At 40.7% G+C, this 19,403-nt stretch carries 21 protein-coding genes and 1 other annotated feature; of the genes, 13 read left to right on the top strand and 8 right to left on the bottom strand.

Going from position 1 to position 19,403, the window contains the following annotated elements:
* Nucleotides 1–125 precede the first annotated feature (125 nt).
* On the bottom strand, nucleotides 126–464 hold the full coding sequence (locus AN619_RS09985; RefSeq protein WP_068556555.1) for a hypothetical protein: 339 nt from the start codon (nucleotides 462–464) through the stop codon (nucleotides 126–128).
* A 22-nt stretch (nucleotides 465–486) separates the two neighbouring features.
* Nucleotides 487–1,629, bottom strand: coding sequence for a ParM/StbA family protein (locus tag AN619_RS09980; RefSeq protein ID WP_068556554.1), 1,143 nt, complete (start codon nucleotides 1,627–1,629; stop codon nucleotides 487–489).
* Between the two features lie 214 nt (nucleotides 1,630–1,843).
* On the opposite strand from AN619_RS09980, the gene AN619_RS16705 reads away from it, so the two are divergent.
* A complete protein-coding gene (locus AN619_RS16705; protein WP_083525077.1) occupies nucleotides 1,844–2,119 on the top strand; it encodes a zinc ribbon domain-containing protein in 276 nt (91 codons plus the stop codon).
* A 27-nt stretch (nucleotides 2,120–2,146) separates the two neighbouring features.
* Here AN619_RS16705 and AN619_RS09975 read toward each other — a convergent pair whose 3' ends face one another.
* The gene (locus AN619_RS09975) at nucleotides 2,147–2,380 is read right to left on the bottom strand and encodes an SHOCT domain-containing protein (RefSeq protein ID WP_068556553.1); all 234 of its coding nucleotides are present in this window, start codon (nucleotides 2,378–2,380) and stop codon (nucleotides 2,147–2,149) included.
* A gap of 487 nt (nucleotides 2,381–2,867) precedes the next feature.
* On the opposite strand from AN619_RS09975, the gene AN619_RS09970 reads away from it, so the two are divergent.
* The 3 genes from AN619_RS09970 to AN619_RS09960 are packed head-to-tail and all read left to right on the top strand — an operon-like array spanning nucleotide 2,868 to nucleotide 3,840.
* Nucleotides 2,868–3,146: a hypothetical protein gene (locus tag AN619_RS09970; protein ID WP_068556552.1), complete on the top strand. Its 279-nt coding sequence runs from the start codon at nucleotides 2,868–2,870 to the stop codon at nucleotides 3,144–3,146.
* Nucleotides 3,147–3,152: 6 nt separating this feature from the next.
* Nucleotides 3,153–3,470, top strand: a complete 318-nt coding sequence (locus AN619_RS09965; protein ID WP_068556551.1) for a zinc ribbon domain-containing protein — start codon at nucleotides 3,153–3,155, stop codon at nucleotides 3,468–3,470.
* Nucleotides 3,454–3,840 carry a NusG domain II-containing protein gene (locus tag AN619_RS09960; protein WP_068556550.1) on the top strand — a complete coding sequence of 129 codons (387 nt, stop codon included), beginning with the start codon at nucleotides 3,454–3,456 and terminating at the stop codon, nucleotides 3,838–3,840. The genes AN619_RS09965 and AN619_RS09960 overlap by 17 nt, the downstream gene beginning before the upstream one ends.
* A gap of 280 nt (nucleotides 3,841–4,120) precedes the next feature.
* Here the strand turns inward: AN619_RS09960 and AN619_RS09950 are convergent, their stop codons facing one another.
* Together AN619_RS09950 and AN619_RS09945 are read right to left on the bottom strand one after the other, a co-directional pair.
* Nucleotides 4,121–4,972, bottom strand: a complete 852-nt coding sequence (locus tag AN619_RS09950; protein WP_083525074.1) for a GGDEF domain-containing protein — start codon at nucleotides 4,970–4,972, stop codon at nucleotides 4,121–4,123.
* Nucleotides 4,973–4,992: 20 nt separating this feature from the next.
* Nucleotides 4,993–5,343, bottom strand: a complete 351-nt coding sequence (locus AN619_RS09945; RefSeq protein WP_068556548.1) for a hypothetical protein — start codon at nucleotides 5,341–5,343, stop codon at nucleotides 4,993–4,995.
* 460 nt (nucleotides 5,344–5,803) lie between these two features.
* On the opposite strand from AN619_RS09945, the gene orr reads away from it, so the two are divergent.
* Together orr and AN619_RS09935 are read left to right on the top strand one after the other, a co-directional pair.
* Nucleotides 5,804–6,901, top strand: coding sequence for an ornithine racemase Orr (orr, locus tag AN619_RS09940; protein WP_068556547.1), 1,098 nt, complete (start codon nucleotides 5,804–5,806; stop codon nucleotides 6,899–6,901).
* Nucleotides 6,902–6,944: 43 nt separating this feature from the next.
* A complete protein-coding gene (locus AN619_RS09935) occupies nucleotides 6,945–7,622 on the top strand; it encodes a hydrolase (protein ID WP_068556546.1) in 678 nt (225 codons plus the stop codon).
* A 15-nt stretch (nucleotides 7,623–7,637) separates the two neighbouring features.
* Here the strand turns inward: AN619_RS09935 and AN619_RS15975 are convergent, their stop codons facing one another.
* On the bottom strand, nucleotides 7,638–7,805 hold the full coding sequence (locus AN619_RS15975) for a hypothetical protein (protein ID WP_157064977.1): 168 nt from the start codon (nucleotides 7,803–7,805) through the stop codon (nucleotides 7,638–7,640).
* A 171-nt stretch (nucleotides 7,806–7,976) separates the two neighbouring features.
* Between AN619_RS15975 and AN619_RS09930 the strand changes: the two genes are divergently transcribed.
* The 3 genes from AN619_RS09930 (at nucleotide 7,977) to AN619_RS09920 (ending at nucleotide 10,076) form a co-directional block, all read left to right on the top strand.
* Entirely contained in the window at nucleotides 7,977–8,213 is a 237-nt protein-coding gene (locus AN619_RS09930; RefSeq protein WP_157064976.1) for a hypothetical protein, read from the top strand.
* A 507-nt stretch (nucleotides 8,214–8,720) separates the two neighbouring features.
* Nucleotides 8,721–9,470 (top strand): GNAT family N-acetyltransferase, encoded by a 750-nt coding sequence (locus AN619_RS09925; protein ID WP_068556544.1) that lies wholly within the window; start codon nucleotides 8,721–8,723, stop codon nucleotides 9,468–9,470.
* A 129-nt stretch (nucleotides 9,471–9,599) separates the two neighbouring features.
* Nucleotides 9,600–10,076 (top strand): CBO0543 family protein, encoded by a 477-nt coding sequence (locus AN619_RS09920; RefSeq protein WP_068556543.1) that lies wholly within the window; start codon nucleotides 9,600–9,602, stop codon nucleotides 10,074–10,076.
* A gap of 11 nt (nucleotides 10,077–10,087) precedes the next feature.
* On the opposite strand, the gene AN619_RS09915 is transcribed toward AN619_RS09920, so the two are convergent.
* Nucleotides 10,088–10,744 carry a RecX family transcriptional regulator gene (locus tag AN619_RS09915; protein WP_068556542.1) on the bottom strand — a complete coding sequence of 219 codons (657 nt, stop codon included), beginning with the start codon at nucleotides 10,742–10,744 and terminating at the stop codon, nucleotides 10,088–10,090.
* A gap of 134 nt (nucleotides 10,745–10,878) precedes the next feature.
* Nucleotides 10,879–11,090 (top strand) — a binding site (T-box leader).
* A gap of 55 nt (nucleotides 11,091–11,145) precedes the next feature.
* Here AN619_RS09915 and leuS point away from each other — a divergent pair.
* The 4 genes from leuS (at nucleotide 11,146) to recJ (ending at nucleotide 17,767) form a co-directional block, all read left to right on the top strand.
* Nucleotides 11,146–13,554: a leucine--tRNA ligase gene (gene leuS / locus AN619_RS09910; protein WP_068556541.1), complete on the top strand. Its 2,409-nt coding sequence runs from the start codon at nucleotides 11,146–11,148 to the stop codon at nucleotides 13,552–13,554.
* A 238-nt stretch (nucleotides 13,555–13,792) separates the two neighbouring features.
* Nucleotides 13,793–14,908, top strand: a complete 1,116-nt coding sequence (locus AN619_RS09905) for an acyl-CoA dehydratase activase-related protein (protein ID WP_068556540.1) — start codon at nucleotides 13,793–13,795, stop codon at nucleotides 14,906–14,908.
* Nucleotides 14,883–15,866, top strand: coding sequence for an acyl-CoA dehydratase activase (locus tag AN619_RS09900; RefSeq protein ID WP_068556539.1), 984 nt, complete (start codon nucleotides 14,883–14,885; stop codon nucleotides 15,864–15,866). The genes AN619_RS09905 and AN619_RS09900 overlap by 26 nt, the downstream gene beginning before the upstream one ends.
* 173 nt (nucleotides 15,867–16,039) lie before the next feature.
* The gene (gene recJ, locus AN619_RS09895) at nucleotides 16,040–17,767 is read left to right on the top strand and encodes a single-stranded-DNA-specific exonuclease RecJ (RefSeq protein ID WP_068556538.1); all 1,728 of its coding nucleotides are present in this window, start codon (nucleotides 16,040–16,042) and stop codon (nucleotides 17,765–17,767) included.
* Between the two features lie 50 nt (nucleotides 17,768–17,817).
* Here recJ and gpmI read toward each other — a convergent pair whose 3' ends face one another.
* The gene (gpmI, locus tag AN619_RS09890; RefSeq protein WP_068556537.1) at nucleotides 17,818–19,380 is read right to left on the bottom strand and encodes a 2,3-bisphosphoglycerate-independent phosphoglycerate mutase; all 1,563 of its coding nucleotides are present in this window, start codon (nucleotides 19,378–19,380) and stop codon (nucleotides 17,818–17,820) included.
* Nucleotides 19,381–19,403 lie beyond the last annotated feature (23 nt).

Below are 19,403 nucleotides of genomic sequence, written 5' to 3'. Positions count from 1 at the left end.
GATTCACTACTCTAACTAAAAGGCTTTCTATGTGATATTAATCCTGATGAACCGCCGGATACGGGACCGTATGTCCGGTGGTGTGAGAGGACGGTAGATAAATTAATTATCTACCTCCTACTCGATTATATCGACAACATTTTCTTTTTTGTCTTCTTTTCTTCATGGGTATTGTCCTCTTGAAAGAGATGATTATTGGAATCCTGCCAGTTATAAAGATTGTGAAAAAAATCCTCCTGATTGCATAAAGACTGAGAGGAATTATCTTGAATTTCCTCAGTTTTTTCATGCTGCAAATCAGATTTGACAAAGAGATTCTCTTTCTTCAGGCTATTATGCACAAGATAAATCAATTCATCCGATAGGCGCTCATTGGCATTCATCATTTCAAACCATTCGACTACATCCTTGGATGTGGCAGCGGGAAGTTGAATCCTATAGATATACTGAGATTGATCTGACAATGTCCATGCACCTTCCTTCCGATCACTCCTGCGTGATTGCCACATAATCTAGGGAAGAACTGTCGCTATATTTGTTTTTTAGTCGATTTGCATTTTTCCAAGCACCAAGGGCATTGAGCATGATGGCATTCTTGCTAAACATCATTGGGATTCGAGAGAGATTTTTCTGTATAATTTCTTTAAAAAGAAGGGATCCCCCACCACAAAGGATGATAAGGCCTATATCCGGCAATTGAATGCCGGCAGCTGCCGCTTTAGATGAAAACTCATCCACAAGCTGCCTAGCCTCATAATCAATCATTTGTTTGCAGATATCACGGAAATTGGCAATTTCTTCACCATAGATGAGCAATTTTTCATTGCGAATAATGGTATTGTCCAGTTTGTGTCTTGGAATGGTTACCTTGTATTCTGTTTTTATGTAATCGATAATTCTGTTGAGAGGATCAATCGTTCCTTTATCAATACCAAAAAAGGTTCTAAGTTCAAAATTATGTATGACTGTAACATCGGAAGTTAAGGCCCCTATATCAAAGCCTAAAATTGTACGTTCTGCATAATTATTTTCATACTCATCCAGCAGCTCACCATGATCATCATACATCATTGCGTTGATAGCACAAAGCCCTTCCGGCTGTGTAACAACATCCACGATCTCAAATTCAACTTCAACTCCGTTGAATACCGGATTGAGGAATTTGATACAGTGAATTCCTTTTAACCTGTTTTCCAGAATGGAAACATTCTCTCTATTATTTCTAAAGTATTCTTCTGTGGGAAGCATTGTACCTAAAATAATCTTTTCCTTAATCTTTTTGGCGTTGGGTTTCAAAAGAGAAACAGCGATGGAAGTGATGAGGACGATTAGGGTTTCTATGTCCTTGGCTTTTCCGTTATGGCGGTCTGCAATCGTCCTTTCTCGTAATATTCCCCTGTTAAAGTTATATGCCATTCCTCCTACGAAATATTTTCCAAGAGTCTGGTTCTGGCTTTGTATCTCTACTTCCAATAAATTCAACGGAAATCTTGTATCCTCATTTATAACTCTTCTTTCGTGCCAGGGTGCAATAATATTCATAATAAATAACTCTCGTTTCGAAGGGCCTATAATTTTAAAGGCATCATTTCCCAAGTCAGCCCCGACGGGTAATAAATTATTTTTCATATGTGTATCCCCCTTACAATCATGATTATAGTCGGTGCTGTTTTATAGCGGACAGCACCATACGATATCGAAGATAGGTCGAAATAAACTGAATATAGTTACGAAGATTGAATCGACCAAATTCACATAATATTTGCAAAACAAGTGTTTTTTCGATGGTATTCGTTTTTGACAAATAGGAAAACCGTCATGTATGATGAATATATAATGAAATATGATAGGGGTGGTTATTTTGGGAGCTAGTGCAGATATTAAAGTGATTCATATGGCGCCTTGCAAACGCTGTGGCAAAGCCTTGCAAGATGAATGGCGGTTTTGCCCCTACTGTAAAACAAAAGTAGAAACTTTTTTTTGTATTTGTTGTATGAAAGAAATAAAATCTCATTGGAGATTTTGTCCTTATTGCAGAACAAAATTGAAAAAAGGTCTAAAACACAGGCTAATTTTTGATGACGGCAACCAGTGGTTGCGAGAATTATTGAGGAAATAAATGATTTACAAAAGGCGGTAAAGTGCATTATCCTTTACCGTCATTTGATTCGAGATTCTTTTTTATTCTCCAATATTCTTCCTCTGATATCTCCCCTCTAGCATAACGTTCTTTCAATATTTCCAAGGGTCTGTTCATATGGGGAGTGTAGTTTGTTTCTTTGTAATTCGTATGAGCGTGGGAATTGCTGGCAATCGTGGTGGATAAATAAACGATTAACCAAATAGCAAGAATTATAATGATCAATGGAAATAAAAACATGAAAATCACCTCCTTGTAAAAGTTTACTTTATTATACATGACAAATGTGGAGATTTTATGGAGATTTTGTGGAGAAGGGGACTGTATGGAAAAGCTATCTTTATTGTAAGATAGCTTCAGTCTATAGAAAAAGTAACTGGATAAGTAAGAACCCTTGAGATTTAGGCTTCGTCGCGAATTAGCAAGCCGCTTTTTTCCTTATACTTTTATTCAGAAAAGCGGCGCAGGTCTGAGCAGGAAGCCAAATCTCAAGGGTTTGTCTACAAGCTAAAGCTATCTTTTTGTAAGATAGCTTTTTTAATGGTAGATATACAACAATCATTGTATGATTTCAAACACAATTGGGGATATGCGTAATTCAATAAGAAGAGATATTGGTTATCAAATTATTTTATATTTTGGCATGGAATTTGCAATAATTTTCTAGAAAATAGAGTGTTGTCGTTTGCATAGACAAAGTAGCAGGATAGAAAAATGGGGTGAAGAAATGAAGAAAAAAATCGGGATTGTCGTAACGGGGCTGATACTCATTGCACTCGTTATTTATGTTGGAAATATATATCATCCTGATTTCGACCGCATTTGCGGTACGGGCGTGTGGGGATTAAAATTGGCAGGGGTTGTGGGGGCCATATTATTATTGGCATTGGTTTTAACGGATTGGCCCAAAAAGAAACTGCAGAGAACACTTTGTCAGGGATGTGCTGCTGAAGTGGAAGAAACATGGAGTATATGTCCTTACTGTGGATTAGAGAGGGGGAGATGATAGAAGATGATGTTGATCGGTATAATTCTTTTGGCATTGATTGTTTATCTTATTTGTACAAAAGAATCTAAAGATTGCATGTGCAATACAAAGGAGATGGAATTTACCTGTTTTCACTGTGGACATCCCATAAAAGAAGATTTTGTCTACTGCCCTCGCTGCAGGATAGAATTAAAAAGAAGGTGTCCAGGATGCGGTTGTTGGATCAGCGTGATTTGGAGAAATTGCCCTTATTGCAGTTATCCCAGTGTGGAACAGGCAAAGGCAGGAAAAAAGGATCTATCCAATGGTGATGGAGTTGAAGGCTATGACAAAATGGGATAAGTTTTTGATATTTTTTATACTTGTCGTCAGTTTACCGGCGATGTTCCTGACGATCTTTTTCAATACAAGCGTAAAACAGAAATATGTATGGATTCGCGTTGATGGGAAAGAGATAAAAAAAATCTCTATAGGAGAAAACGACGGTGGAAAAATTTACGAATTTCCGTTCGGTCGTCATCGGGGATATATTGAGGTGAAGGATGGAGTCGTACGGATGCTAGAGATGGATAGAAAGATATGCCCTGATGCCATATGTTCTGACACGGGCTGGATTAGAAAAAAGTATCAAAGTATCATATGTTTGCCCAATAAAATTGTGGTGGGATTTCAAAAGGAACAAGAAGACGAGGTAGATATTATATCCTATTGAGGATACAGCAGTAGAGGTGATGGCGCGTTTTCAAAAACCCCCCATGTGGGTGCTTAAGAGATCATCGGCAATCTCAATGGAAAGGAAAAAGTTCTCTATATGGCTTCTAGAAGAAATATGGCATTATTGGCAGAGATCGCAAGGGAAGAAAATTGGCAAATCTGAATCTTTGATTCAGTGGCGGGCTGCATTGCTATTTTGGTTGTTTTTGGAAAACTTGTATCTTGTTTGGCAGGCCCCCACTGAGCTGCTGCATCAGCGGGGGGGTGACAGGATAGGGTCATGAAGAATAGGTTTGGGCAATTCCATCTGCAAAGCCTGTTTCTCCAACAAAAAGATTGGATAATTCCTTCTTTGCCTTTGTCGAAGCAATACTTGCAATGTTGAGTAAATTGGAAACGGTGGGAAAAGTATCGCCGGATCTGTGATTATGTCTTCTCCCACCTGCAATGCCTGCAGATAAGCTCACGGGAACATTGTCAGGAAAGGAATGGGCCTTAACGGCTTTCAGTAATTTTTCCGCAATCATTTTACATTCATGGATATAATAGGGAGTCAGTATAGCAAATTCATCTCCTCCAAACCTGCAGAGGAAGGTTTCTTGGGGAAGATTTTTCTGCAATATGAGGGCAACTTCCTTTAAAATCTTGTCTCCGACAATATGCCCCAATTCTTTATTTATAGAACCAAAATTATTGATATCGATAAATATGATCGATATTTCATGTCCTGCTTCCATGAGTTCAGCAGCATGATAGTATATGTAATCGCTTTTATACAAATCCGTAAGCAAATCAATGTGCTTGCCGAGTTCTGCCTTCAAAAGACCTTTTGTGATTAATCCGACCAATTCATGGTTTTCTTGGACGATAAGAGCATCCATACCTTCTTCATTCAACAGTTCGTGGGCTTTCCATACAGGCGTAGAAGGAGAAATACATTGGAATTTTCCTGACATGGCATCCGCAGCAATCCTATTGAAATGGGATTTCATCAGATCTTTGCTGGTCAATATGCCAATGATCTTGCCTTCTTCTGTTACAGGGAAGCATTCAACTTCTTTTTCTGCATAGATGTTCCGGATATATTCCACGCTTTGGAGGGCATTTACGATTGTAAAATTTTTGATCATGATTTCACTAACCTGTCTTATCATAAATCTATAGATTTGCTAACATGAAGCACCACATGGATCTGGGCTTTGATGATCATGGATTCGTTAGCAATCTTGCCTCCTTCCTCAAGAATTAGATCAATTAACTTTTCCTGCTGCAGCATATGAAGCAGTGATTTTCTGACAACAATGGCTTCGATGACGGTATGATCCACCTTGATGATTTCATACTGTTCCGGGGATAAAATATCAACCATTCTCCTTGTGGCTTCCGGACCGATAGGTGCCCGTTTGCCCACGAGCAGTACATCCTGCATAGGAGGCATTTCAAATTCAGACAGCCGCATGGTTATTTCCGCCTTTTTTTTATTTTCTACTTGTATTTCCATATTTACACCGCCTTCCAGAAAATCTAAAAAAAATATTATCATATTTTGTCGTTTTTTTCTATAATTTATAGGCCGTTGGTCCTATTTTTTCTATCATATTATATATCATACTATATATAATGACACAGTCGTAGTCGAATTTTGTAGAATAATCAAAAAAATTTTAGTATTTGCAGAAAAAATCTTAGACTTAGGTTCCTTATTGAGATCTGTCTTGGTTTTCTATCTATCTGTTTCTTTAACCAACTATGATGGATGTTTATTGTCAGTGAAATATGTCTATATTGATGGGAGAGGGTTTGATATTCAAAAAATGACTGAATTTTTTGAACTCACAAGCTATAATAGTATTAGCAGGCATGAAATTGCAAAATGGGATCAATTCGTGAGAAATGATTCTCGCCAGAGATCGCCATAGATTCACACTTTCAAGTTTGCCTGCATAAAAAGGGGGTTTTTTATGACATATCCGAAATTGGAAATTCATCTTCCGAAACTTCACCATAATGCAAAAATGTTGGTAGAGATGTGCAGAAAAAAGGGGATAGAGATTGTTGCTGTCACTAAGGTTTTTCTAGGGGACCCTGAAATTGCCCGCACCCTTGTGGAAGCTGGGATTCCTATGCTTGCAGATTCGAGGATAAGCAATATAAAAAAGCTCAAGGAGATTCCTGTTCCGAAGATGATGCTCAGAATACCCATGCTCAGTGAGATTGAAGAAGTGATAGAATATGCAGATATAAGTATCAATTCTGAGATCGAGGTTATGGAAAGAATCTCTCAGACAGCACTAAAAAAGGGGTGCCAGCATCAAGTGATTTTAATGATAGATCTAGGGGATCTGCGGGAAGGAATTTGGGAAGATGAAGCAGATGAAATAATAGAAAAGATCATCGCCCTAAGGGGAATTCGGCTCGTTGGGCTGGGTGCAAACTTCGGATGCTACGGGGGCGTCATTCCTGAGAAGCATACATTGGAAAAATTGGTTGAAATGAAAAAGAGGATAGAACAGAGATACGGGATTCAAATCCTATATCTTTCCGGAGGAAATTCCAACAGTCTCCATTTAATTTGGGAGAATCAAATGCCGGAGGAAATTAATCAACTGCGGCTCGGAGAACCGATTGTGTTGGGGAAGGAAGACGTATATGATAAGACCATAGAAGGACTATATGATGACGCTTTTTGTCTTTTTGGAGAAATCGTTGAAATTAAGACCAAGCCCTCCGTGCCTATCGGAAAGAGGGGTGTGGATGCCTTTGGACATATACCCCAGTTCGTTGAAAAAGGCATGCGGAAGCGGGCTATTTTGGCATTGGGAAGGCAGGATATTCTATTGGACGGCATCAAGCCGAAGGATGCAAATGTTACGGTTTTGGGTGCCAGCAGCGATCATTTGATTTTAGATATTACAGATGCACAGGAGGCCTATCGGGTTGGGGATATTGTGGAGTTGAAGATGAATTACGGTGCACTCTTGGCTGCCATGACTTCTGCCTATGTAGCCAAGGAAATCATAAGGCAGCCGGATAAAAAAGAAAAAGGCAAATTCCAATAGAGATGCAATGGAAAAGGCCAGTTTTGATAGGGAGGATTTTTATATGGAAAAGGAGAAGTTTGTGCCGGAAATCACCACGGAACTTCGAAAAAACATCATACAGGTTCCCCAGGTCATTTACAAGGCAAGTGGAATTCGAATACTGGGGAAAAGAGTAAAATCCATTTTGTTTTCTACGGATGTGGCCATTATTAAAAATACTAACGCCGATGCAATTATAGCGGTCTACCCTTTCACGCCCCAACCCTCCATTACTCAGGCGATCATGGAAGTTGCTCCTGTTCCTGTGTTTACCGGTGTTGGCGGCGGATTGACCACCGGGCAGCGTTCAATTAACATCGCCCTCCATGCCGAGTTTCAAGGAGCCATTGGCGTGGTACTCAATGCACCTACGCCAAATGAGGTCATTGCCGAAATGAAGGAGAGGATTGATATTCCCATTGTGGTAACAGTAGTTTCGGAGGATGACGACATTGACGGACGAATCAGGGCCGGAACGAATATTTTTAATGTCTCAGGGGGTTCCAATACAGCAGAGATTGTGAAACGAATACGCAGGGATTATCCGCAATTTCCTATTATTGCTACGGGAGGACCCACCGATGCATCGATTACGAAAACAATTGAAGCAGGGGCCAATGCCATCACCTATACCCCTCCATCTACGGCAGAAATATTTAGCAAAATCATGAATAAATATCGTGGCATGGAGGATATGTGAAACGTCCAGTTTATTTTATCTTTTGCGATATAGGATGGCGTCGATATAATCTTTGTCGAATCTTTGGGTGTAAAGAAAGTTAATGAAAGTTTTATCGGGTACTCCGTTGGGATCAATGATTCCCCGTTTGATAAATTCAGATAAAAATTCTTGTACATTTGTTGGATAGATGCTTAAATCCATAGGATGCCCTCCTAAGATACGATATAAAAAATAGGATTCTATATTCTATATGAATAATATCTGAAGTACATTCAGAAAATATTCTTAGGGAATATTCAAAAAAAGAGTGGACAGGTGGATGCAAAATCCCTGCATGGGATAGAAATAGAAAAGCAGAAAGGATGGGTATATATGGAGGATCGCAAAACAGTGGAGGAAGTCATGCATCAGATGACGGGAATAGAAAAGAATAATTTTCGCAATATGGAGCATATCTCCGGGATAGATTTGCTGCTAACCTCTGATAATAACGGAACTGTAAAAGATGCACAAATCTCAAGCAAATTTAACGAGTTGAAAAAAAAGCTTCAAGAAACAAATCAATTGACCAAGGAATTTATGGCGATGTTAAAGCAAAATCATAAATGAATCCAACAAGATGCTAAAGGTTCTGAAGAGAGGAAAAATGTCCTCTCTTTTTTATTTTGGTTAATGGAAAAAGGGATAAAACCGTCGATAATTTATTGAAAACACAAAAAATATTTGACAATCCAATGAAAAAATGATATAATTTGAATACGTTATTTTAACCATTTCTATTCATCGATATGTGTATTTTTATACAATTATGTCATCCTGTGTCACATCTTATAAATTGCTGCTTTTATGAAGTTTTTGTTCAAATGTTTCTCCTGTTTCTATTGCATTTCTTTACAGGGTTACCAAGTGTTCAGGTTCCGAGGGGATCATTCATGGGATTTCATATTTAAATTTGTTCTCATATAGAAATTATTTTCAAAATATGCTCCGGTAGATCGCAAGGGGGAAGGGCGTAGTTTTGCTTTATCATGGCTTGGCTCAACCCGTTGTTGTTATACCTTCCTTCGATTTTCCCATCAAAGGAGCAAAACACTTGTGAGAAAGGAGTGATGAGGGATGCTGAAAAATGTAAAAAAAGAGGAATGGGCAGCAAATCTTCTACAACAGGTAAATACAACGGTTTTTCTGGACTACGAAATAAAAATGATTGGCAGGGAATTTATGGATGATGTGATGAATTTACAGCATATTGTCTATGAAAGCCTAGAGAACAAAGAAATTTTTCATCCCAATACATTAAAGGACAACGTAACGATTTTAGATGCAGGAGGGCATATCCTAGGGGTATTTTTTGAGAGGCAGTTGATTGCCTTCCGGATTGTGGACATACCGGGACTGGAAAGGCCCAATCTGGGACGAGATTTAAATTTTGATGAAGAGGAATTGAAGAAGGTTGCCATTTTTGATACAACGGTTGTACACCCTGACTTTAGGGGACACGGACTTCAAAAGAAAACTCTTTTAAAGAGCAGGGAGATTCTTTTAGATCAAAACTATAGGCATGGTCTTGCCACGGTTTCTCCTAACAATTTGTACAGCGTGAGAAATCTTTTGAAGGCAGGATTCGTGATCAGACAGTTAAAAAAGAAATATGGAGAAATTGATGATGAAATTGACGGCAAGTTAAGATATATCCTATATATGGATATGCAACAAACATTGCCGAAAAAATATAAGCATATTGTGCATATAAAAAATCATCAGGTGGAAAAACAGAAAATGTTTTTGAACAATGGATATGAAGGTTTTGAAATCCCCATTTATCGCGGGATCCATGATTTTACCGTGGCTTATGGAAAAGTATAGAGAGAAGAGGGTATGTCATAGATGGATTATTTTTCATCTATGACTTTTTTATGCAGAAAACAATTTATGGCAAAATAAATTTCTGCAATTGTTGCCATAATAACTATAAAAGCCGGGGAGGGAGTGGATTTGGATCATCGAATTTGGGATTTTGTTTACTCTGCAGGTGCCATACTGTCGGTTTGGATTCTTTTCTTTCAACTGGCCCATCGAAGAAGGTGGAGAGAATATTATGTTGCCTTTGGTTTTTCGGGGTTGATCGCCATGGTCATCTGCATCTGGGCCTATGTATATAAATATTGGTATTATCCTTCCGGTTTTTATGATGATTTTTTTTCTATGATGATCAAAGATGTTGCCTTTTTTTCAGTATTTGGCATGCTTTATACCCATTTTATGAGAAAGGAATTGCATAAAAATATTTTGCTAGTGGCTGCCATGGCCCTTGTGAATACCGGTTTCGAGGCTGCAACCTTAAATTTTACAAATCTGGTAGGATATTATGACAAAATGAACTATTATATTACCTTTATTACCTACTGCATAGGCTATCTGTTTGTCATGATCCATAATTATATTTTTGGCAATACAAATCTGAAAAAATAAAAGAATGAAAATTAAAAATTTTGTTCTTTAAGGAGCATATTTAATACTTTGATGATCATATCATAGGCAAAGCCCTTGCTTTGCAGAAAGCTTCCCAGCTTTCGATATTGGGCTTTCCTATCATCATTTTTATAGGTTGTTTCCAGTTTTTTTCTTCCAAGGGCCAGGGCTGTTTCCAATTCTTTTTCAGAATCCATGTGTTCTGCCATAACCTTGTGAATGATGTTTTTTTCCACCCCTTTTTGGGATAGCTCCTGTTTCATTCTTATTTTGCCTATTTTTCGGAATTGCATTTTATCTTTTATGAAAGATTTGGCAAAATCTTCGTCATTGATATAGTTATGTTCTTTCAGCACTGACAGTGTATTTTCAATGACGGAGTCTTCATAACCCTTTTCTTTCATTTTCTGTTGAAGTTCCTTGGCAGTTCTGGGGCGGTAGGACAATAGCTTTATGGCATAATTGTCGGCTTTATTTTGTTCTTCATGGGCAATAATCCTTCCGATGGATGTCAGATCGATTTCTTTTCCCTTCAGCAAGCGATATCTGACCAAAAGATCCTCCGATATGCCAAAGGCAAATTGATCGTCGATATAGACAGAATAACGTTTTTTATTTTTGATTTGCTGCTCAATCTTTGTGATTTTTCCTTTGTACTCTTTAGACATACAAATCACCTCCATTGGGAGCGGAAAATTTTTATCCGATAATAAAATTGTATTATATTTTCCGTGGTTAGGGAATAATTGAAAATAGAAATTGATTTCCGTTTCATAATCTGGTACAATACTTTCAAGCGAATATTTGGGCTGAGAAGGGAAGCAGTAAGCCTTCCGACTGTTTATAGAGAGCCATCGGGTGGTGGAAGATGGCAACAGAGGCGGCTGAACTCGTCCCGGAGCTATTAAGGCGAAAGATGAGTAGCCTTAATCGGTGAAACCCGTTATCGTTGTTTGAGGGGACAGTCTTGATGACTGTCAAATAGAGTGGTACCGCGAGCCTTTCGTCTCTATAGCAGATGAAGGGCTTTTGTTTTTTTATAAAATTTTAGAAGAGGATGTGATGAAAGATGAAGGAGTATAACCCAAAAGAGATTGAGAAGAAATGGCAGGACATTTGGGAGGAAAGAGGAACCTTTTATGCTTCTGACGATAAGACGAAACCTAAATATTATGCGCTGGTGGAATTCCCTTATCCTTCGGGACAGGGACTTCATGTAGGCCATCCCAGATCCTATACGGCCTTGGATATTGTAGCAAGAAAGAGAAGAATGCAAGGCTATAATGTACTATATCCTATGGGCTGGGATGCCTTTGGGCTGCCTACAGAGAACTATGCCATAAAAAATAAGATTCATCCCAGAATTGTTACGGAAAGGAACATTGCACGCTTCAAAGCCCAACTGAAATCCATTGGACTTTCCTTTGACTGGTCCAGGGAAGTGGATACCACAGACCCTAAATATTATAAGTGGACCCAATGGATTTTCCTGAAGCTCTTTGAAAAGGGCCTGGCATATAAAAAAGAGGCATCCATCAATTGGTGTACAGCGTGCAAAATAGGTCTGGCCAACGAAGAAGTGGTAAACGGAGTTTGTGAGCGTTGCGGTGGAGAGGTGGTCAGAAAAGTAAAAAATCAATGGATGTTGAAGATTACGGAATATGCTGAGCGCTTGATTCAGGATTTGCAACTGGTTGATTATATCGAGCGGGTAAAAATTCAGCAGGAAAATTGGATTGGCCGCTCCACAGGAATGGAAATTGATTTTGCCGTAACGGGAGGCAAACAAATCAAGGTTTATACCACAAGGCCCGATACCTTGTTTGGTGCTACTTATATGGTAATTGCGCCGGAGCACCCCTTGATCGATGAATTAAAAGATTTTGTTGCAAATTTGGATGAAATCGAGGCCTATAAGGAACAGGCCAACAAAAAGTCGGATTTTGAAAGAACAGAGCTGGCAAAGGAAAAAACAGGGGTTGAAATCAAAGGCATCAAAGCCGTGAATCCGGCAACAGAAAAAGAAATTCCTATTTTTGTATCAGATTATGTGCTGATGTCCTATGGAACAGGGGCCATTATGGCAGTACCTGGCCATGATACGAGGGACTGGGAGTTTGCAAAGAAATTCAATCTCCCCATTGTGGAAGTTGTTGCCGGCGGCAATATTGAAGAGGCAGCCTATACGGATACGGAAAATGGCATCATGGTGAATTCCGGCTTCCTGAACGGCTTGGAAGTAAAAGAAGCCAAGGAAAAAATCAGTGACTGGCTGGAAGAAAAGGGAATCGGCAAGAGAAAAGTCAACTTTAAACTGAGGGACTGGGTATTCTCCCGTCAAAGATATTGGGGCGAACCGATTCCATTGATTTACTGTGAAAAGTGCGGCTGGGTTCCTGTTCCCGAGGAAGAACTGCCTGTGGTATTGCCGGAGGTGGAAAGCTATGAACCCACCGATACGGGGGAATCACCTTTGGCCAACATCCGTGAATGGGTGGAGACCACCTGTCCGAAATGCGGAGGCAAGGGAGAAAGGGAAACGGATACCATGCCCCAGTGGGCGGGATCGTCCTGGTATTTCTTAAGATATACGGATCCTCACAATGATAAGGAATTGGCCAGCAAAGAAAATCTTGATTACTGGCTGCCCATCGACTGGTACAATGGCGGCATGGAGCATACCACCCTGCACCTGCTGTATTCGAGATTCTGGCATAAATTCCTGTATGATTGCGGTGTGGTGCCTACACCGGAGCCCTATCAGAAGAGAACTTCCCATGGTATGATTTTAGGGGAAAACAGTGAGAAAATGTCCAAATCCAGGGGCAATGTGGTAAATCCCGATGAGATCATTGAAGAATACGGTGCAGATACGTTAAGGGTATATGAAATGTTTATCGGAGACTTTGAAAAGAGTGTTCCCTGGTCACAAAACGGCATCAAGGGATGTCGAAGATTCTTGGACCGTGTATGGAAGCTGCAGAGTATCCTGACAGATGGGGATGCCTTCTCAAAGGAATTGGAAACCAGCCTCCACAAGACCATCAAAAAAGTTAGCGAAGACTTTGAAAATTTGAAGTTTAATACAGCCATCGCTGCTTTGATGTCTTTACTGAATGAATTCAACGACCGGGGTCAAATCCATCGGGCAGAGTTTAAGACATTTTTAATGTTGTTGAATCCCATTGCCCCCCATATCACGGAAGAACTCTGGCAAATCAACGGCTATGAAGGCATGATTGCAGAACAGTCATGGCCCCGGTGGGATGAAGAAAAGACAAAGGATGCCATGGTTGAAATTGCCGTTCAGGTAAACGGCAAGGTAAGGGCTGCCATTGTCATTCCTGCGGAAGCTTCCCAGGAAGATGTAAAGAAAAAGGCTTTGGAAGATGAAAAGATCATCTGCTTTATCCAAGGGAAAAATATTGTCAAGGAGATTTATGTACCCGGCAAGATTTATAATATTGTAGTAAAATAAATTGTTTTTCTATCATCTATTGCTTCGTCTGAAAAGACGGAGCTGTTTTTTTGTCTTTTTATTTTCTTTCGCTTTCAGCTGTACCAGCGATGGAGAACAATGATAGGAGGATATATCCTTGAATAATTTATTAAAAATCAGTCAATACTCTACCATGGACAGAGGACAGAAAACATATGAACTATAAGCAAAAAAATTCTAAAAAATTGCAGTTGTATTGTCTATGGAGGGGAGCCGTGTGAAAATAACTTTTCCCCATATGGGAAATGTATATATTGCCTTAAAGGCTGTGTTTGAGGATTTGGGCGTAGAGGTAGTACCTCCGCCGAGGTGCAGCAAAAATACCCTTGAACTGGGTACCCGCCATGCACCGGAGCAGATTTGCATTCCTTTTAAAATTACCCTGGGAAACTATATGGAAAGTATTCAAAAAGGGGCAGATACCCTCTTCATGTGGGGAGGATGCGATGCATGCCGCATTAGTTATTATCATATGCTGCAGGAGGAGATATTGCATCAGTTGGGCTATCCTGTACAAATGATCTGTGCAGAACCCTTTAAAAATTTTCGGGAGATTAGCCGTTTTCTAAAGAAGCTGAAGCTGGTGGCAGGGAACAATCATTATGGAAAAATTTTTACAGCTTTCCTAAAAGCCCTCAAGATCTTAAATCAAATTGATCAACTGGATGACATGGTTTGCAAGATAAGGCCCAGAGAAGTTTGTCCCGGGGAAACAGATCAGCTGTACCATCAATTCCAGGAGGCAGTAGACCGAGCCAGAGGTTCCCGTGAAACCATCAAGGTTATTGAACATGCAGCAGAAAGACTGCAAAATATTGAAACAGATCAGAAGAAAGCGGTGATAAAAATAGGGATTGTTGGAGAGATTTATACTGTAGTGGAGCCCTTTATTAACTTGAATATTATCAAAAAATTAGGGAATATGGGTGTGGAAGTTCATCGTTCCGTCATCCCCAGCGAGTTTATAAGGGAACAGTTGGATTTTCTTCCCTTCGTTCATTCAGAAAAGAAAGAAGTTTACGGGGCAGCAGCACCCTATTTGAATAAGGAGATTGGAGGCCACGCCCTGCATACCATAGGAAATACGGTGCGTTATCAGGAGAAAAATTTTGATGGTGTGATTCACTTGCTGCCCTTTACCTGCATGCCGGAAATCGTGGCCCAAAGTATATTATCGGCCATAGAGACAGAAAAGGACATGCCCGTACTAAAGCTCGTATTGGATGAGATGACAGGTGAAGCCGGTTACCAGACGAGAATAGAGGCCTTTGTTGAATTGTTGCGAAAGAGAAAGGAGAAAAGTGAATATGAAGAAGTGTTATCTTGGAATTGACGTAGGTTCAGTGAGTACCAACGTGGTTGTAATGGATGCCGATGAAAAAATATTAGAGAAATTATATATCAGAACCCAAGGCAAACCCATTCAGGCTTTGAAACAAGGACTGCAGACGATGAAAGAAAAATTGGCTGAGGATGTTGAGATCCTGGGGGTGGGGACTACAGGAAGTGGTAGACAGTTGGCGGCTGTCATGGTGGGAGCTGATGTGGTGAAAAATGAAATTACTGCCCATGGCATTGCAGCTTTGCATTGTGTACCAGATGTAAAAACAATTATTGAAATCGGGGGTCAAGATTCGAAAATTATTCTTCTGCGGGATGGTATCATCTATGATTTTGCCATGAATACCGTTTGTGCTGCAGGAACAGGCTCCTTTTTAGATCGACAGGCAGAAAGGCTGAATATTCCCATTGAGGAATTTGGGGCCATGGCGCTGCAATCCAAAACAACAGTGCGAATTGCAGGGCGTTGCGCCGTCTTTGCAGAATCGGATATGATCCATAAGCAACAGTTGGGACACAATCAGGAGGACATTATTAATGGATTATGCCAAGCCTTGGCAAGGAACTATTTGAATAACCTTGGGAAAGGAAAAGACATCAAACCCCCTGTGATATTCCAAGGAGGTGTAGCGGCCAATATTGGTATCCGAAGAGCCTTTGAGGAGATGTTGGGCTGTGAAATCATCGTACCGCCCCATGCCAATGTCATGGGTGCCATTGGTGCATGCCTGTTGGCAAAGGATGAAGTAAGAAAGGCAGGAAAAACAAACTTCTTGGGCTTTGATGTGGCTGAGAGCAATTTCCATGTGAACAGCTTCGAATGTGATGGCTGCGCCAATATGTGTGAAGTAGTAGGATTTCACCGGGATGGAGAGCTCGTTGCCCACTGGGGTGATAAATGCGGCCGCTGGAGCAATCTGATGATTCCGAAAAGAGAAAAATTGGCTTAGGCAAGAGAGAAATCCATAAAGTCACCGGACAACGGTGACTTTGTTGTTTGCGACGAAGCTAAAATCCAAAACCTTGTTGATTTTGTGTTAATATATAATTAGGCGAAAACAATATCCGCAAAAATATAAAATGAAAAATACGGCATATACTGATTTGCAGCAGGAGGAGAAGCATGATAGAAACATATTGGGAAATATTAGACGAGCAGCAGGAATTTCGTTGTGTACACGAGAAGATCCATCCCATAATTCAGAAAATATTAATTCACAAAGGCATTACAGATCCTAGGGAAATGGAGGAATTTCTTTCTCCTAAACCCCAAAAAACCTATGATCCCTTTCTGATGAAAAATATGGATCGAGCGGTGGATGTGATTATTGAGCATATCCGAGAAAACAAAAGCATATGGATCTATGGTGATTATGATGTGGACGGCATCGCCAGTATTGCGGTGCTGATGGATTTTCTCAAACCCTTTACAAAAAATCTTCACTATTATATTCCCCTTCGCGCAGAGGAGGGCTACGGGTTAAACTGCGAAGCCATTGAGGATATCAAAAGCCGGGGGGCCGATTTGATTATTACCGTTGACTGTGGTTCCACTTCGGTCAGGGAAGTGCAACTGGCGAAGGAATTGGGCATGGAAATTATCGTTACGGATCATCATAATCTTTCCGATAGGGTGCCCGATTGTCTCATATTGAATCCCAAGCAAGAGGACTGTCCTTATCCTTTTAAACTGCTCTGCGGCTGTGGGGTGGCTTTCAAATTAGTCCAAGGAATACAAAAAAGACTCAATGCTCCCAAAAGCTGTCTAAATGATTTGCTGGATGTGGTGGGCTTAGCTACGGTTGCTGACGTAGTTCCTTTGATTGAGGAAAACAGAACCATATTAAAATACGGACTTAAAAAAATAAACAATTGTACAAGACCCGGATTGAAAAGGCTAATAGAAGCGGTCGGGCTGGCAGGAAAAAATATTACTGCAGCCCATATCGGATTTATTCTGGCGCCCCACTTCAATGCCAGCGGAAGAATCGATGATGCCAGGGCAGGTGTTGAGCTGCTTTTAGAGGAGGATCCCGAAAAGATCGAAGAACTGGTGGGCCATCTGGTGGCTTGCAATGAGGAAAGAAAATCGCTCCAAGATAAGGGATTGGAACTTTGTAAAGAAAAGGTAGAACAATCCTATAAAGACCATCTGTTTTTCGTCATCGATTCCCAGGGAACCCATGAAGGTGTTATTGGAATTATTGCAGGAAAAATCAGAGATTTATACTACAAACCCACCCTGATCGTCACGGAATCCCATGAGAAAGGAATTTTGAAGGGAAGTGGGCGGAGCATAGACGGGATTGATATCTATGAGGAAATGAAAAAGTGTGCCGATCTGTTTATTAAATTCGGGGGACATAAAAATGCCTGTGGCTTTTCCATGGAAAAGGACAAACTGGATATCTTGAGAAGGCGATTGAATGCACAGGCGAGGGAGATCAAGGAAAGGGCACCGGAAACCTACGTAAAGACCATAAAGGTGTATGGGGAGCTAAAACCTGCAGATATTACGGAAAAGCTGCTGCAGGAGCTGGAGAAAATTGAACCCTATGGCATGGGGAATGAAAAACCACAGTTTCTGCTGAGCCAGCTAAGGATAGAAAATTCTCCTGAGGCCGTAGCCATGGGCAAAAACCAAGAGCACTTGAGATTCAAAGGTTTGTCCTGCAAATTTGGAGATCTTACACCTATTCAAGCCATTGGCTTTGGACTGGCTGAATTTTATATTAAGCATCTGGGATGTCCGGAAAAGGTGGACATCGTAGGATTTCCCAGGTTGAATGAGTGGAACGGGTACAAGAATATGCAGTTTCTTATTTGTGATATCAAACAGTCATTCTTATAGAAATAAAACAGCATACCCACAGGGCTTAAGGCACCTGTGGGTATATATATTTAAGCTCTTTCTTCGTCTGTATTGTAAGCAGGTTCCAGCAGCAGAGAACGGCCTGTCATTTCCTCAGGCTTTGGCAGTCCCATCATATGGAGCAGGGTTGGCGCAATGTCCGCCAATCGTCCTTCACCGATGCCGCAATCCTCTGGGGCGTTAATCAACAGCAGAGGAACAGGGTTTTTGGAATGGGCCGTAATGACATTGCCCTCTGCATCCAGCATCTCGTCGGAGTTGCCGTGATCAGCGGTAAGAAGAATTTGTCCTTTCTTTGCAAGGACGGCTTCTACCACCCTTCCCACACACGCATCCACAGCTTCTACAGCTTTGATGGCTGCTTCCATGGAACCAGTATGGCCTACCATATCAGCATTGGCATAGTTTACGATAATAACGTCATATAGGTCTTTTTGAATTTCCTCAACCAAACGGTCCGTTACTTCATAGGCACTCATCTCCGGCTTTAAATCATAGGTAGCTACCTTTGGAGAAGGGACAAGAATACGGGTCTCTCCTTCGTAGGGAGGTTCAATACCCCCATTAAAGAAGAAGGTGACATGGGCATATTTTTCTGTTTCAGCAATTCGAAGCTGTTTTAAGCCCAACTTGGAGATATATTCCCCGAAGGTATTGGATAAAACCTGAGGTGCATAAGCTACATGGACGTTGGGCATAGTAGCGTCATAACTGGTCATGCAGACGTAATGAATAGGGAAGAAGCCCCTAGGTCTTTCAAAATCTTTAAAATCCGGGTCTACAAAAGCCCTGGTGATTTCTCGGGCACGGTCTGGTCTGAAGTTGAACATGATGATAGAATCATTGGGATTGACTGTGGCCACGGGCCTGTTATTTTCTAAGATCACTGTGGGCTTTACAAACTCATCCACGATATCCTTTTGATAGGAGTTTTCTACGGCTTCCCTTGCGGAAGACGCCTTCTCGCCAATACCTAAAGTGATGGCATCATAGGCTAATTTTACCCTTTCCCATCGTTTGTCCCGATCCATGGCATAGTATCTGCCTGAGACAGTGGCAATCTTTCCGACACCGATTTCCTTTATGACTTCTTCTAATTCATCAATGTATTGCAAGGCGCTGGAAGGAGGAACATCCCTTCCGTCTAAAAAGCAGTGGACAAATACATGCTCAAGGCCCACATTCTTTGCCAACTGCAGCAGGGCATAAAGATGGGTGTTGTGGCTGTGGACGCCGCCGTCAGACAGCAATCCCCAAAGATGGAGGGCTCCATTGTTTTTCTTTACATTTTCTATGGCGTCTAGAAATACAGGGTTGTGGAAAAAATCACCGTCTTCGATAGCCTTTGTAATCCGGGTGAGCTCTTGGTAGACGATGCGACCGGCACCAATATTCAAATGGCCTACCTCCGAATTGCCCATTTGCCCCTTGGGAAGTCCCACATCCAAGCCGCTGGCGTGGGCCATATTGTGGGGATATGTTTCAAAATATTTATCCAGATTCGGTGTTTTTGCTTGTTTTACGGCGTTGCCATAACTGTTTTCGTTCAAACCAAAACCGTCTAATATGATTAAAACCGTCGGTTTTTTCATTTTTTTTTGCCTCCCCTTCCATA

Origin of the sequence: Thermotalea metallivorans (assembly GCF_001562415.1) — a bacterium.
Classification (GTDB): Bacteria; Bacillota; Clostridia; order Peptostreptococcales; family Thermotaleaceae; genus Thermotalea; species Thermotalea metallivorans.
Note: the sequence above shows the minus strand (reverse complement) of the source record. Positions and strands in the feature narration are given on the sequence as shown.